Raw genomic sequence first — 15,131 nt, 5'->3', positions numbered from 1 at the left:
CAGCGGGACGAGGGGCACCGGCGCGGCGGGGGAGGACGGGTGACGCGGACGGGCGGCGTGGCGGGCCGGGCACGGTGGACGGTCGCGGTGACCGTGCTCACCGTCGCCCTCTGGCCGGGTACCGCGGTGGCGGGCCGGTCGTCGCCGGACCCGGTGCCGGTGTGCCAGATTCGCGACCCCCGGCTGACCGAGATCTCCGGAATGGTGGCCACCGACGCCGGTTTCGTGGTGGTCAACGACAGCGCCGACGAGGCGTCCCGCCGCCGGATCTTCTTCCTCGACGGTGACTGCGCGGTGGTGCGGACCGTGCCCTACCCGTCGCGGCCCCGCGACACCGAGGACCTGGCGGTCGGCGTGGACGGCACCCTCTGGGTGGCCGACATCGGCGACAACGACCGGTCCCGAGACACGGTCGCCCTGTGGAAGCTCGCCCCGGGCGCCGGCCGGCCGGTGCTGCACCGGATGGCGTACCCCGACGGCCCGCACGACGCCGAGGCGCTGCTGCTCGACGGCGCGGGCCGCCCGGTGGTGGTGACCAAACAGGGCGGCGCGGCCGGCCTGTACACCCCGACCGCGCCGCTGCGGCCGGGCACGACGACGCCGCTGGCCCGGGTGGGGCAGGTGCGGCTACCGGCCACCACGACCGCCAACCCGTTCGCCTTCGTCGGCCGGCGGCTGGTCACCGGCGGTGCGACCGCGCCGGACGGCCGCCGGGTGGTGCTGCGTACCTACGCCGACGCCTTCGAGTTCGACGTCCCCGACGGCGACGTGGTCGCCGCGCTCACCGGCGGCACGCCCCGGGTCGTGCCGCTGCCCGACGAGCCACAGGGCGAGTCGGTCGCCTACCGCCGGGACGGTCGGGCCCTGTTCACCGTCTCCGAGACCGCGGACCAGCCGCCGGGCAGCAGACCGACGATCCTGCGCTACGCCCTGCCGGCCCCGGCCCCGGCCGCGTCGGGCACCCGGGCGCCGGCTGGTACGGCGGGACCGACCGGCGGCGACCCGACGCCGAGCGCCGTCCCCGCCGCCGGCACCCCGGGCGGGTCCGGCGGCGTCCGGTCGCTGCTGCTGGGGGTCGGGGTGATCGTCGCCGGCCTGCTGGTCGTGTCGCTGACCGGCGCCGGCCGTGCACGGCGTACCGGCCGCTGACCCGGGCCGGCCCGCCGACGTTGTCGCCCGGATCACCGGGCCCACCGGTCGAGGACGGCCAACTGTCGACCAGCCGTCTGCCCGGTCCGCCCCCCTGGCCTAGGCTGCTGTCCGTGCTGAAGATCGACGTCCTCGGTCCGGTGCGGGCATGGATCGGTGACGGGCCGGTGGAGCTGGGCCCCCTGCGGCAGCGTGCGGTGCTGGCCCGGCTGGCCACCGCGATCGGCCAGGTGGTCCCGGTGGACCGGCTGATCGAGGACCTGTGGGCCGGTGACCCGCCGCCCCGCGCCCAGGCGGCGCTCCAGGTGTACGTGTCCAACCTGCGCCGCGCCCTCGAACCCGACCGGCCACCCCGGACACCCGCGCAGGTGATCGTCACCGCCGCCCCCGGCTACACGCTGCGCCTGCCGGCGGACCAGCTCGACGCGGGACGGTTCGAGGAGCTGACCCGGTCGGCGATCGCGCTGCTCGACGCCGGTCCCGACCCGGCGTACCACCGGTTGGACGCGGCGCTGGCCTGCTGGCGGGGCCCGGCGTACGTGGAGTTCGCCGACGAGGCGTGGGCCGCCGCCGAGGCGGGCCGGCTGGCCGAACTCCGCCTGGTCGCCGTCGAACACCGGGCCCGGGCCGCGTTGGCGCTGGGCCGGGCGGCGCAGGTGGCCCCGGAGCTGGAGCGCCACGTCCGGGCACACCCGCTGCGGGAACAGGCGGTCGCCCTGCTGGCCCTGGCCCTCTACCGGTCGGGTCGGCAGGCCGACGCGCTGGGCGTGCTCCGGCGGCTGCGCGCCGAGCTGGCCGACCAGCTCGGCGTCGATCCGAGCCCCGACCTGCGGGCCCTGGAGACGGATCTGCTGCACCAGGCGCCCTCCCTGCAACAGCCGGCCCCCGCCGGTCCGCTCCGGCCCACCGCCCCGCCGGGACCCGCCGGGCCGGTCGCGCCCACCCCGGCGTCCGGGGACCCGCTGCCCCGCCCGGACGAGATGGCCCGGCTGCGTCGGGTCGCCGCGCACGCGGTCCGCGCCGGGTTCCAGGTGTCCTGGGTGTCGGGTGACGCCGGCGCGGGCAAGACCACCCTCGGTCGGCTGCTGGCCGGGGAGTTCACCGCCGACGGCTGGCGGACGGCCACCGGCCGCTGTCCCGAACTGGACGGCGCGCCGCCGGCCTGGGCGTGGGGCGAACTGCTCCGGGCGCTGCGGACCGGCACCGAACCCACCCCCGAGCAGGCCCACCGGCTCGCCCCGCTGCTCAGCGAGAGCGGCGCCCCGGCTCCCCTGCCCGGCGGCGAGTTCCACCTGCGCCGCGCGGTCGGCGACTACCTCACCACGGTGGCCGCCGCCGGGCCGCTGCTGCTGCTCCTCGACGACGTGCACCGCGCCGACGGGGAGACCCTCCAGGTGCTGCGGCACCTGGCCGTCGCGCTGGCCGACCGGCCGGTGCTGGTGGTGGCCAGCTACCGGCCGGACGAGGTGAACGACGACCTCGTCGCCGCCCGTGCCGCGCTGGCCGGCGCGCACTCCGAGGACGTGGCCCTGGCGGGCCTGCCCGAGGCCGACGTCGCCGAACTGCTGCGTCGGCACGGCGCGGGGGAGGTCGGCCCGGACCTGGTCCGGGCGGTCTGGCAGCGCACCGGCGGCAATCCGCTCTTCGTCACCGAGACCGCCCGACTGATCTCCGCGGAGGGTCCGTCGGCCGCCGTCGCCGGAGTGCCCGCCGGCCTGCGGCACGTGCTCCGCCGCCGGCTGGCGCGGCTGCCGGCCGCCGCCCGGACGACGCTGCGGACCGCCTCGGTGATCGGCCCGGACGTCGACGTCGACCTGCTGATCGAGGTCGTCGGCGGTCCGGAGGAGACGGTGCTCGACGGGCTGGAGGCCGGGCTGTTGGCCGGACTGCTCGTCGAACCCCGCCCCGGGCAGGTCAGGTTCGCGCACGCGCTGATGCGCGACGCCCTCTACGAGGACATCCCGCTGCTGCGCCGGACCCGCGCCCACCACCGCACCCTGGAGGCGCTGGAGCGGCGCCGGCCCGGCGAGGTGGCCGACCTGGGCCGGCACGCGCTCGCGGCGCTCACCACGTCCACCGCCGAGCGGGCGGTGCGCTACGCGTCCGCCGCGGCCCGCCAGGCCGCCGACCTGGACGCGCCACGGGAGGCGGCGGCGCTGTGGTCGGGGGCGAGCCGGGCGATCGCGCTGCTGCCCGACACGCCCCTGGCCACCCGGCTGGCCGGCTGGTGTGCCCGGGCGGCGGCCACCGCCCGCGCCGGCGACCTCGTCGCCGCCCGGCAGATCCGGGGCGAGGCGGTCGCGCTGGCCGCCATGGCCGCCGACCCGGCAGCCCTGCGCCGGGCACTGACCTGCCTGGACGCCCCGGTCGCCGGGACCGTCCGGCCGGATCGGGACATCGACGCGGAGTTCGTCGGCACGGTCGAGCAGGCGCTGACCCAGCTCGGCCCGGCGGATCCGGTGTCCCGCTGCCGGTTGCTGTGCACCCTGGTCTCCGAGGTGGCGGGCGCCGACGACGACCGGGCCGACGAGGCCAGCCGGGAGGCGCTGCGGCTGGCCCGGGAGATCGGGGACCCTGAGCTGCTGTGCCGGGCGCTCAACGCCCGCTACCTGCCGGCCCTGGCGCCCGGCCGGCGGGCCGAACTGCCGACGGTCGGCGCCGAACTGCTGCGGGTGGCCACCGCCCACGGGCTGACCGGCTACCGGGCCCAGGCGCACCACATGCTGTTCCAGGCCGCCCTGCACCGGGCCGACCTCGCCGACGCCCGCCGGCACGTCACCCAGGCCGTGGAGCAGGCCACCACCGGACAGCTCGGCCTGATGCTGGCCGTGCTGTCCGGGTTCGACGCGCTGACCGCCCTGTTCGCCGGGGACCACCCGCAGGCGTTGCGCCGCTACGACGAGGTCGCCCAGCGGATGGCACCGGCGGGTGGACCCGACGCGCGGGCGACGGCGGTGCTCGGCCGGTTCGTGGTCCGGTTGACCACGGGCGGGGCGGGCGAGTCGGTGCCCGAACTGCGGCAGGCGCACGCCCGGGGGCCCGGCGACTTCCACGACCTGCTCGCCCTGGCCCTGCTGGACGCGGGTGAGCCGGCGCAGGCACGGGCCGTCTGGCGACCGGACCTGCCGCTGCGCCCCGACCACCTGTGGCTGTTCCGGGCCTGCGTACGCGGACAGGTCGCGGCCCGGCTCGGCGACCGGGACGCCGCCCGACACTGGTACGCCGAGCTGTCGCCGTGGCGGGGGTGCTTCGCCGGTCTGGAGACCGGCGCGTTGTCGCTGGGGCCGGTCGACCAGACCCTGGCCGCGCTGGCCGGGCTGCTCGACGACCCGGCGGCGGCGGACCGGCACCGGGCCGACGGCCGGCGGCTGGCGCGGCGGGTCGGCGCGGTGCCGTGGCTGGCGGGCGAGGACGGGTGACCGCCGGCCGGCGGTCACCCGTCGGCGGTCACCCGTCGGCGGTCACCCGAAGACGCGGGCCTCGCGTCGCCGGAACCCGGGCCGGAGCAGGAACAGCATCACCCGCAGCGCCGGGCCGGCCAGCGCGTGCAGCTCGGCCAGCTCCTCCGGCCGGGCGTGCCGCTCCATCCGCGGCAACTCGAAGCGGAACGCCGAACCCTTCCGTACCGCCTGCTCCACCCGCTGCCAGTCGGCGGTCGGGACGTACCGGCGGATCACCGGGAAGAGCAGCCGCTCCTCCTCCTCGATGTGCTCGTCGAGCTGGTCGCGGAGCCGGGTCAGCGCGGCGGCGAGCCGTCCCGCCGCCGTCCGGTCGCCCGGCTCGGCGACGAACCGGTCGGTCAGCTCGTCCACCCGGGCCAGCAGCGGATCGAGGGCGGCGTGGTCGTCGCTGAGTTCCCGGAGGTCGATCTCGGCACCGGCCCGTCGGGCCAGCACCGGCCAGAGCACCTCGTCCTCGGCCTGGTGATGGTGGTGGATCCCGGCGGTCAGCGACCGCAGGTAGCGGCCGAGCGGCACCGCCCGCCGCCGGTCGTAGCCGCGTTCGCCGTCGGCGACCGCGCGCAGCAGTTCGGCCAGCCGGCGGGTGTCCGACCGCATCGCCCGGTGGTTGACCTGGAAGCCGACCAGGTTGGGGCCGTCCTGCGCGGGCCCGCGGCGCGCGCTCACCGGGTACGCCGCCCGCCGGTCGGTGCGGGACGGGCGGGGCCGCCGCGCACCGCCACGACGACCCGTACGTGGGTGTCAGGAGGCAGGTCCTGGACCCGGCCGGGATCCGGCGAGCCGGGCGGGTGGTCGATCGCAGACTGCGTCCGGTAGGGCCCGGCCGGCACCGGGCGGCCACGGTCCGGCGCGGCCAGCGCGGGGGCGGGTAGCACCATCGTCGTGGCGCATGCGGCCGGCGCGACGGTGCGAGCTGACTTCCTCATGCGCCCAGTAGGCGGCCCGCTGCTTGGCCGCCACTTGGCCGCGACTTGGCGTGCGGACGCACCTCGGCGGCGGGGAAGCTCGACACCGGTGACACGAGGTCGGGAACGGCACCGACCCCGGTCGCCCCGCCCGGTCCGGCCGGCGGTGTCACGGCCGGGCGGGCCAGCCGTCGACGATCGCCGAGACGTCCAGCGGCGCACCGGGGTCCGGGGCCGGTCGTGGCGTCGCCGTCGGGGTCCGCCCGAACCGGGGCGCCGGTGCCGGCTGCACCTCGCCGCCCACCTCGACGAACGTCCCCCGGGCGGCGTTGTGCGGGTGCCGGTGCGCCTCGGTGGGGGCGAGCACCGGCGCGACGCACGCGTCCAGGTCGGCGAAGACCGCCGTCCACTCGTCCCGGGCGCGTTCGGCGAACCGGGCGGCGAACCGGCGGCGCAACTCCGGCCAGCCGGTCGGGTCGTACTGGGCCGGCAGGTCGGGGTCGTCGGCCAGGCCCAGCCCGGTCAGCAGCGCGGCGTAGAAGGCCGGCTCCAGCGCGCCCACCGCCAGGAACCCGTCGTCCGCCGTGCGGTACGTGTCGTAGAACGGGGCGCCGCCGTCGAGCAGGTTGCGCCCGCGCGGCGCGGACCACCCGCCGGCGCCGAGCAGTCCGTGCAGGAACGAGGTGAGCAGCGCCGAACCGTCCACCATCGCCGCGTCGACCACCTGCCCGACGCCGGAGCGTTCCCGCTCCAGCAGCGCCGCCAGCACACCGGTGGCGAGTAGCAGCCCACCGCCGGCGAAGTCGCCGATCAGGTTCATCGGGGCGTGCGGACGCTCACCGGCCCGGCCGAGTGGTTCGAGCGCGCCGGCCACCGCGATGTAGTCGATGTCGTGCCCCGCCCGGGCGGCCAGCGGGCCGTCCTGGCCCCAACCGGTCAGCCGGGCGTACACCAGCCGGGGGTTGCGGTCCCGGCAGGTCTGCGGCCCGACGCCGAGCCGCTCGGCCACCCCCGGCCGGTACGCCTCGACCAGCACGTCGGCCCGCTCCACCAGGCGCAGCAGGTCGGCCACCCCGTCGGGCGACTTGAGGTCCAGCGCGGTGGCCCGGCGACCGCGTTGCAGCGGCCCGGTCGTCGGGGCGGCCAGCCGACCCGCGCCGGGGCCGCCCGGCCGGTCGACCCGCACCACGTCCGCCCCCAGGTCGGCCAGCACCATGCACCCGAACGGGGCCGGGGCCAGGCTGGCCAGCTCGACCACCCGCACCCCGGCCAGCGGCCCGCCGCTTCCGGCCGGCGGCGGCCCGCCGTCGGCCCGGTGGGTCGCGCGATCCGGACCGGCGGCGGCTCGGCCATGGCGGTCAGAGGGCACGGGCGATCAACTCCTTCATGTTCTCGTTGGTGCCGCCGTAGATCTTCTGCACCCGCGTCGGCGTACATCCTCGCCGTCAGGCCGATCCGCCCGCCTCGGGCAGGACGGTGCCGAGCAGGTCGTCGAGCATGGCGGACGACAACACGGCGGAGTTGCTCAGCACGGCGACCCGCCAGTCCGCGTCCGGAATGCAGGCGTCGAACGCGCGGAAGCCGGGGTTGTCGCCGGAGTGCTGGAACCACCGCCGACCGCCACGGCGGCCGACGAACCAGCCGTAGCCGTATCCCCGGGCCTCCGGCCGCCCGCCGGTGGGTGCCTGCTCGGTCAGCATCAGGTCGAGGTGGCGCGCGTCCAGCAGCCGCCCCGACCGCAGACCGTCGATCCAGGTCAGCAGGTCACCGGTGGTGGACCAGACGTCGCCGGTGCCCATGTTGGTGACGTCGAGCTCCCACGACGGCACCGGCCCGCCGGCGCTGTCGTGCCCGTCGGCGACGTCGTGGCGGTCGCCGGGGGAGCCGGCGAAGGTGTCCGACATCCCCAGCGGCGTGCAGACCAGGTCGGCCAGCACCTCGTGGTACGGCCCGTCGGCGGCGCGCTGCGCCACCTGGGCCAGCAACACGTAACCGGGGCTGCTGTAGTGCCAGCCGGTGCCGGGGGCGAACAGCGGCGGCACCCGGTGGAACATCGCCACCAACTCGTCGGGGTCGTACCGGCGGCCGGGGTCGACCAGCGGATGGTCCTCCCAGTGCCCCAGCCCCGAGGTGTGGGACAGCAGGTGGTGCAGGGTGATGGCGGACCAGGACGGCGGGCCGCCGCCGATCCAGCGCCCGATCGGGTTGGCCAGTTCGAGCGCGCCCCGCTGGGCCAACAGCAGCACCGCCGAGGCGGTGAACTGCTTGCTGAGCGACGCGATCTGGAAGCGGGTACGCGGGGTGCAGCCGGCCGCGGTGACCTCCGCGAGCACCGTTGCGCCACGCATGGCCAGCATCGACACGGACTCCTGCGGGACGGTCGCCATCCACCGAACCTACGCGATCCGGGTGACCGATTGCTGACCCACGGGTCCACCCGGTTGCCACGATGGCGGCAAGATGGGGCGGTGATCGATCCACGGCAGCGCGTCGCCGCCCTCGTCGTCGATGCCGCGCGCGACGCGGTGACCCGGTACGCCCCCGAGGAGCTGGAGGTGTTCGACGCGGTCGCCGCCGACTGGCGGGTGTCGCCGGCCCGCCGGCCGAGCGCTCCGGGCAGCGCCATCGGGTTCGGCATCGACGCCTCGCTGGTCAGTGAATTGTTCCTTCAGGCGATCTCCGCCGCCACCACCGAGGTGCTCGTCCTCGGGGCGGCCGGACTCGGGTCGGGGATCCGCGCCGGCTGGCGGCGACGCCGCTCGGCGGGGCGCACCCCGGCCGACCCGGCGGCGGTCACCGGGTCACCGCAGACCGGGCCCGCCCCGTCCGCGCCCGACCCCGCCGAGGCGGCCCCGGCAGCGCAGGCCGTGCCCGACGGCCACGCCCCGGCGGGCGGCCCGGCCCGGTCGACCGGCCCACTGGAGTTGACCGACGAGCAGGCGGCGAGGCTGCACGAGGCGTGCCGCCGGCACGCGCTCGCGCTGGGGCTGCCCCCGGAGGCGGCCGACCTGCTGGCCGACGCGACGGTCGGTGCGATGGTCGCCCCGGTCGACCGGTGACCGGCCCGCCGGATCCCACGGCGGCAGCCCGCGCCGGTCGGCCCGGGACCGACGCCGGTCCGCGCCCCGCCGGTGGAAGCGCGCCGGCCGGGGCCGGCGACCCGGCCCCGTCCGGTGTGGCCGGTGGCGACGTCCCCTCGGCCGGCGGTGCCGACCCGGCCACGGCACCGGCGGACGGCGACGGGGCACCGGACCGGCTGGGCTGGTGGTACCTGCTGGTGACGGCATCGCTGGTCGCGGTCGGGGTCGGCGCCGGCGACCTGTTCTTCCTCGCCGACGGGTCGCTGAGCGTGCCCTGGGCGCTGGCCTTCGACGCCTGCGAGCGGGCGTACGGGGCGACCGTGGCGAACCCCGTGCCGCCCGGGTTCACCGACTGCCTGGCCGGGCCGGCCCGGGAGCGTGGGCTGGTCCTGCTCGGTGCGGTCGGGGTGGTGCTGGTCTGCGCGGCGGTGCTGCTGGTGTCGGCGCCCGCGGTCGACCGGTGGCGGCTGCGCCGGCACCGGGGCCGGTACACCGTCGCGGGGGCGGCCGACCGGTTCGCCGCGCTGTGCGCCGCCGCCGGGCTCACCGGCCGCGACCGGCCGCGCCTGCTGATCGCCGGTCCGCCGGTCCGGCAGGCGTTCACCATCGGGGTGGTCGGCGGGCGGCCGACCGTCGTGCTCCCGGTGGGGGTCGCCGTGGCGTACCGGAATCCGGCCCGGTTCGACCCGGTGGTCCGGCACGAACTCGCCCACGTACGGGCCCGGGACGTGGTCCGGGTGGGGGTCGTCCGCGGGCTGGTCTGGCTGCCGGTGCCCGCAGTCGCCGTCGGCGGCCTGCTGAAGGTCGGCAGCCTGTCGGAGGTCGGCGGCCCCGGCCCGGACGCGGTGGTCGTCGCCGGCGCGTTTCTGCGCGCCCTGCTGCTGGCGGTGCTGGTCGCGGTGCTGGCGGCGGCCCTGCTGCGGGCCCGCGAGCGGGAAGCGGACCGGTACGCGGCGCGGGCCGGCCAGGCCGAGGCGTTGACCGCGTTGCTGCGGTCCGGCACGGCCGGGCCGGCCCCGGTGGGCAACCGGATACGGGCCGCCCTGAGTGGACCGCTGGCCCGCCATCCGTCACCCCCGGCCCGGATCCGCTCGCTGCGGGAACCGGCCCATCGGCACACCGGCGACCTAACGCAGGGGGTGGCGGTCGGCACGGTGACGGCGGCGACCATGGTCGCCGCGTACGACCTCGTCCGGGAGTGGCACTACCCGGCGCTGGGTTGGCTGCCCGCGGTGGTCGCCGTCGGGGTCGGGGCCGGGCTGCTCGTCGGTGGGCTGCTGCCGTCGCTGCTCCGGCGGGCCCATTCGGCCGGCCGGGCCGGCCGCACGGCCGGCTGGTGGCGGCTGGTCACCGGCACCGCTGCCGGCCTGTTCGTGGTCGCCTTCGGCACCACCTGGCTGCCGCTGCCCGGCGGGACGGGCCTGTTCCCCGGCCACGGGCCGGGTGCCGGCCTGCTCTTCGCCGTGGTCACCGCGGCGCTCGGCGCGGGCGCGGTCGGGCTCTGCGTGCTCGTCGCGACGGCGCTGGTCGACGGGCAGCGGTCCCCGAACCCGCCCGGCCCCGGCTGGCGGTCCGCCGGTCACGCGACCGCGCTCGGCGTCACGGTGGCGGTGCTGTGGCCGGTGCCGTGGCTGCCGCAGGTGTGGCCCGACCCGGCCGTGGTACGGATCTGGCTGGCCTACGACCTGCCCCGTACCGGTTGGCTGTTGCTGGCTCTCGGGCTGCCGGTGCTGCTCGCGCTGCGTCGCCTTCCGGTCGTCGTACCCCGGCCCGGTGTCGGCGCTGCCGTCGTGCGTCGGGTGGTCCGCTCGACGCGGGCGCGGGTGGTCGCGGTCGTCGTGCTGGTCTGCGGTGGTGGCGCGGCCCTGCAGCTCCGGCTCGCCCCGCCCGGCACGCTCGACGAGGCGGTGCGTGACGCGCAGGCCCGGTGGCTGCTCACCGCGCTCGCCGGGTGGGTGGTGCTGCTGGTGACCTCGGCCGGGCCGGGCCGGCGACGGCTCGACCGGGCGGTGCTCGCCGCCGTCGCCGCGACCGTCGGGTCTGCCCTGGTGCAGTTCCTCGATGCGGCGGTGGGCGGGCGGTCCGCCGACGCGTTGGCGTTCCGGCTGACCGTCGGCCGACCGTTGGTCTGGCTGCTGTACCTGGTCGCCCTCAGCGTGCCGGTCCTGCTGCTGCGCCCGCCCGGCCGGGTCCGGCCCCGCCGATGGGCGCTGCCGGGCCGGGCGGTGCTGCCGGCGGTGGCGCTGGCCACCGTGGCGCTGACCGTGCTGGTGCTCGGCCCCGGAGCGTCCGGCAGCTACCTCTCCCTGCCGACGGCGTCCCACCCGGTCGCCGGCCCGCCGGACGCGACCCGGTCGACTCCGCCCGCCGCGACCCCGTCGGCGGTGGACCCGCCCGGACCCACGCCCGTCGGCGGCCCGACGACCCCCGGCGCACTGCCCGCCGGAGGGCGGCGGCTGGCGCTGGCCGAGGCGCGTGCCGCCGTCCGGGCGGTCCGGCCGGCGCTGCCGCCGTCCTGGGTGTCCCAGCAGGTCACCCCCGGCGGGAACGCCCGCATCGCGCCCGCCGCCTGCGTCCCGCTGGCCCGCGACACCTACCTTGACGTGCTTCGGCCGGGGGCCCGGTCCAGGGCCGAGGCCCGGTACGGTACGCCACCCGGTCGGGTCGGCATCGTCTCCACCACGCTGGACGTCACGGTCACCTCGTACGCCGAGCCGGTGCCCGGCGCGGTGTTCGCCGCGGCCGACGCGGCCCGCGCCGCCTGCCGACGGTTCACCGCCGGCAGCCCTCCCGTCCGGTTCACCGTCGGTGGCCGGCCGCCCCCGGTGCTCGGTGAGCAGTCCTGGCGGGTCGACTACGCGCTGTCCAGCGGTAGCGGCCGGAACCGGATCACCGGCGCGACGGTCCTCGTCCTCGTCCGGGTGGGCCACAACCTGGTCACCGTCGTCGTCACCACGGTAATGCGGCCACTGGACGAACGGATCGTCACCGGCGCGGTGACCGCCGTGGTACGCGCCCTCGACCGGCCCTGACCGCCGGTGGCCGGCCCGCCGCCCGGCCGGTGCCGGCCCGGGCCGCGCCGAGCCAGACACCCACCACGAGGGCGACGACGGAGACGACGACGAGGGGCAACCGGATCCCGGTCAGCGTCAGGGTCTCCCGGAACGCGGTCGCCCCGACGAGGACCCCGGTGACCGGCTCGGTCAGGGTCAACGCGACCAGCGGGGCGGCGATCCGCCCGTGTTGGAAGGCGTTCTGGTTCAACTGCACCCCGAGCAGGGCGACCACCAGCAGCGCCCACAGGCGCGGGTCGAGGGCCAGGGCGGCCAGGTCGCCGGTGAACCGTGTGGTCACCGACTTGAGCAGCGCGGCGCTCACGCCGTAGAGGATCCCGGTGGCGACGCCGAGCAGCGCGCCCCGGGTCGCGTCGCCGACCGGCCGGGCGACGAGCAGGCAGGCGACCACCGCCGTGCCGGCCACCGCGGCGACCCACCACCACGCGCGGGTGCTCGGGTCGGTCACGCCGGCCCGTGGGTCGGCGGCGGCCAGGAAGGTGACCAGCCCGGCGGTGCCCACGAGCGTCGCGGCGAGGTCCCGTCGGTGCACCGGCTGCCGGTTCCAGACCGCCTCGATCAGGATGGCCATGAACAGCCCGCTGGCCAACAACGGCTGGACGAGGGTGAGCGGGCCGTGCCGCAGGGCCAGCGTCTGGGCGGCCACCCCGGCGACGTCCGGGGCCCAGCCGAGCTGCCAGAGCCGGGTCCGGAGCAGTCGTAGCAGCAGGCGGGGGTCCAACGCCCGCCGTTGCTGCTGCCGTTTCGCGGCCCGCTGATGCAGCGTGGTGGACAGGGCGAAGCAGAAGGCCGCGACGAGGGCGGCCACCACCGAGACGGTCATCGCGTCCCACGCAGGTGCTCACCGAGCGGGCCCACCGTCCAGCCCCGCCGACGGCACTCGTCGAGCAGGTGTGGCAGGGCGTTAAGTCCCGCCCGCCACGCACCGGGCGCCGCCGCGCAGGAGGAGTCGTGCAGCAGGACCGTGCCGCCGCCGGAGAGTCCGCTGCGGACCCGGGCGAGCACCGATCCCGCGTCGGCCGAGCGGGTCCAGTCCCGACCCCAGCACGTCCAGAGCACCGGCCGCAGGGCCAGCCGTCGGGTGGTGAGCAGCGCCGCGCCGGTCAACACCCCGTACGGTGGGCGGAAGAACCTGGGGGGCTGGCCGGTGACGGCGGTGACCAGTGCCCGCCCGGCGGCGATGTCCCGGCAGGTGCCCACCGGCCCGCGCAGCAGCAGGTTGCGGTGCTCCCACCCGTGCAGGGCGACCTCGTGACCGGCGGCGACGATCTGTCGACCGAGGGCGGGCGAGCGCAGCAGCATCGAGCCCAGCAGGAAGAAGGTGGCCCGCACCCGGTGCGCGGCCAGCACCTCCAGGAACCGGGGGGTGGACTCCGGGTCCGGACCGTCGTCGAAGGTCAGCGCGATCCGGTCCGGCGGGCCCACCCCGTCGAGCCGGTGGAGCAGCCGTCCCCGCAGCGGTGGCAGGGCGGTGACCGCCGGGGCCAGGTGCAGGCCGCCGAGCGCGGCGAGCCCGGTCACCAGCCGGCCGGCCGTGCGGTGCCTCACTGGCGACCACCGGACGACTGGAGCAGCGCCGCGACCACCGCCACGGCGTCCCCGAGGGCATCGAGCGGGGACCGCCGGCGATGCCCGTCGTACGCGTCCGCGCCGCCCGGTACGGCGGCCACCTCGGCGACCAGCCCGGCCACGTCGACCCGGCCGTGCGGTGCGGTGGCGGAGCGGGGTCGCCCCGTGGTCGTCTCGACCAGCGCCGGCCCCAACTGCTCCGCCGACGACACCCGCCGGGTCAGGCCGGCCCGAGCGAGGATCGAGGCGTTCGCCCGCCCGTGCCCGGGAATAGGACGGTAGGTCACCACCGGCACCCCTGCGGAGAGCGCCTCCTGACAGGTCAGGCCGCCCGCGTTCTCCACCACCACGTCCACCGCGCGCATCAGCGTCGGCATGTCGTCGACCCAGCCGAACACGTGCTCCCAGTCCTGCCGCAGCCGGTCGTAGAGCAGGGTGTTGCGCCCGCACACCACCACCGGTCGGGCCCAGCCGGTCGCGCCCACCTCGGCCACCGTGGTCTCGACGTCCCCGGCGCCCCACGCGCCCGCGACGACCAGGGCCAGCCGGTCCCGCTCGGGCAGGCCGAACCGCCGCCGGGCCTGCCGCCGGTCGGTCCGGCGCGATCCGTCGAAGGCGGACGACACCAGCGGCTGCACGACGGTGACCTCCACCCCGTCGGCGCCGTCGACCGGTGGCACCTCGGCGTGCCGGAGCGCGCAGTACCGGTCCACCCCCGGACTGACCCAGGTCGGGTGGACCACGAAGTCGGTGACGTAGCTGATGACCGGCACGATCAGCCGTCCCTGCCGGCGCAGCGGTCCGAGGAGCTGGTTGGCGAACGGATAGGTCGTCACCACGGCACGGGTGTCCGGCGGGATCGCCCGACCCATGCGGCGCCGGACGGGACGGAGCAGGGCACGGATCACCGAAACGGACAACCGGGACCGGGCGGTCAGGGCGAACAGGAGGTCGTAGCCCCGGGGCAGCCAGCGCAGGATGTCCCGGTACGCCTCGCGGAACGCCCAGCGCACCGGGCGCGGCAGGACGTCCAGCAGGTTCAGCCGGTCCACCGTGAAGCCGCGCTCCCGCAGGCGGTGCGCCAGCTCCTCGGCGGCGGTGTCGTGGCCCGCGCCGACGTCTGCCGAGATCACGACTATCCGCCCTCGGCACTCCATGTGAGCGCGCTTACCCGTCGCCGACCCGGACAGTCCCCGGGGCCGTGGTGGGGTTCGCCGGACCGGGGAGCCGGCGCGACCGGAAGAGTGGGGTGCCGGCCGGCGGGCGGATCGGGGGAGCCGGCGCGACCGGAAGGGCGGGGTGCCCGGCCGGCGGGCGGATCGCCCGGCGGCCGGCCGGGCTCCGGCCACCCGGTGCTGACCGTCGGTCAGCGGGATCAGTCCGCGCTGGGCCGGGGTGGTCAACGCCCTGGCCTGGCGTGGGTGCGGTGGTGGGGTTCGCTGGCCGACGGCGTCCGGGCTCCCGCCGGGTCCGACGGCTGCCCCACCAGGCCCGGGTGGCGGGTGTCCCGTCGACCCGGGACAGCCGTCCCTGGTGGGTGGGTGTGACCGCCGCGCAGACTCCATTCGTCGCTACCGCAGCGGCCGACGAAGGGAACCTCGACGATGGACGTGCCAGCCGGAACCGTGGCCGGTGCGGAAAAAATCCTGAGCCACCACACAGTCCCTTGTGGACGTGATCATGGCCTCTGACGGGCGGAAGATGATCTGTCGGCTTAGCTGCTGCAACGTTGGAAATCTTGATCAGAATCGCGTCGGACATTCAGGACCGCCGTCATGAAGCCGGCCGTCCATAGGTCGCCTTGTTGACAGTCTTTGGTTTGCGCCGTCGCTTGCGGCGTTGCAGAATGGACCGCGGTCAAGGGCGCTCGGGGGATCCGCCCAGGTCAGTGAC

11 protein-coding genes are annotated in these 15,131 nt (G+C 77.1%); 4 read left to right on the top strand and 7 right to left on the bottom strand.

Going from position 1 to position 15,131, the window contains the following annotated elements:
• Positions 1-39 precede the first annotated feature (39 nt).
• Positions 40-1,149, top strand: coding sequence for a hypothetical protein (locus ACIQG9_RS18320; RefSeq protein WP_400403639.1), 1,110 nt, complete (start codon positions 40-42; stop codon positions 1,147-1,149).
• A 113-nt stretch (positions 1,150-1,262) separates the two neighbouring features.
• Positions 1,263-4,568, top strand: a complete 3,306-nt coding sequence (locus tag ACIQG9_RS18315; protein WP_400403636.1) for a BTAD domain-containing putative transcriptional regulator — start codon at positions 1,263-1,265, stop codon at positions 4,566-4,568.
• A 42-nt stretch (positions 4,569-4,610) separates the two neighbouring features.
• Here the strand turns inward: ACIQG9_RS18315 and ACIQG9_RS18310 are convergent, their stop codons facing one another.
• From ACIQG9_RS18310 to ACIQG9_RS18295, 4 genes are all read right to left on the bottom strand, one after another.
• Positions 4,611-5,276: a hemerythrin domain-containing protein gene (locus tag ACIQG9_RS18310; protein WP_400403634.1), complete on the bottom strand. Its 666-nt coding sequence runs from the start codon at positions 5,274-5,276 to the stop codon at positions 4,611-4,613.
• Entirely contained in the window at positions 5,273-5,536 is a 264-nt protein-coding gene (locus ACIQG9_RS18305; protein WP_400403632.1) for a hypothetical protein, read from the bottom strand. The genes ACIQG9_RS18310 and ACIQG9_RS18305 overlap by 4 nt, the downstream gene beginning before the upstream one ends.
• A 148-nt stretch (positions 5,537-5,684) precedes the next feature.
• A complete protein-coding gene (locus tag ACIQG9_RS18300; RefSeq protein WP_400403821.1) occupies positions 5,685-6,779 on the bottom strand; it encodes a CaiB/BaiF CoA transferase family protein in 1,095 nt (364 codons plus the stop codon).
• A gap of 181 nt (positions 6,780-6,960) precedes the next feature.
• Positions 6,961-7,902 (bottom strand): serine hydrolase domain-containing protein, encoded by a 942-nt coding sequence (locus ACIQG9_RS18295; protein ID WP_400403629.1) that lies wholly within the window; start codon positions 7,900-7,902, stop codon positions 6,961-6,963.
• Between the two features lie 81 nt (positions 7,903-7,983).
• On the opposite strand from ACIQG9_RS18295, the gene ACIQG9_RS18290 reads away from it, so the two are divergent.
• Together ACIQG9_RS18290 and ACIQG9_RS18285 are read left to right on the top strand one after the other, a co-directional pair.
• Positions 7,984-8,574 carry a hypothetical protein gene (locus ACIQG9_RS18290; protein ID WP_400403626.1) on the top strand — a complete coding sequence of 197 codons (591 nt, stop codon included), beginning with the start codon at positions 7,984-7,986 and terminating at the stop codon, positions 8,572-8,574.
• Positions 8,571-11,627 carry a M48 family metalloprotease gene (locus ACIQG9_RS18285; RefSeq protein WP_400403623.1) on the top strand — a complete coding sequence of 1,019 codons (3,057 nt, stop codon included), beginning with the start codon at positions 8,571-8,573 and terminating at the stop codon, positions 11,625-11,627. Before ACIQG9_RS18290 ends, ACIQG9_RS18285 begins: the two co-directional genes overlap by 4 nt.
• On the opposite strand, the gene ACIQG9_RS18280 is transcribed toward ACIQG9_RS18285, so the two are convergent.
• The 3 genes from ACIQG9_RS18280 to ACIQG9_RS18270 are packed head-to-tail and all read right to left on the bottom strand — an operon-like array spanning position 11,581 to position 14,395.
• Positions 11,581-12,492, bottom strand: coding sequence for a DMT family transporter (locus ACIQG9_RS18280; RefSeq protein WP_400403620.1), 912 nt, complete (start codon positions 12,490-12,492; stop codon positions 11,581-11,583). The genes ACIQG9_RS18285 and ACIQG9_RS18280 overlap by 47 nt on opposite strands.
• On the bottom strand, positions 12,489-13,217 hold the full coding sequence (locus ACIQG9_RS18275) for a polysaccharide deacetylase family protein (RefSeq protein ID WP_400403618.1): 729 nt from the start codon (positions 13,215-13,217) through the stop codon (positions 12,489-12,491). The genes ACIQG9_RS18280 and ACIQG9_RS18275 overlap by 4 nt, the downstream gene beginning before the upstream one ends.
• A complete protein-coding gene (locus ACIQG9_RS18270) occupies positions 13,214-14,395 on the bottom strand; it encodes a glycosyltransferase (RefSeq protein ID WP_400403616.1) in 1,182 nt (393 codons plus the stop codon). Before ACIQG9_RS18270 ends, ACIQG9_RS18275 begins: the two co-directional genes overlap by 4 nt.
• Positions 14,396-15,131 lie beyond the last annotated feature (736 nt).

Source organism: Micromonospora sp. NPDC092111 (assembly GCF_044755745.1).
Lineage (GTDB): Bacteria > Actinomycetota > Actinomycetes > Mycobacteriales > Micromonosporaceae > Micromonospora.
Note: the sequence above shows the minus strand (reverse complement) of the source record. Positions and strands in the feature narration are given on the sequence as shown.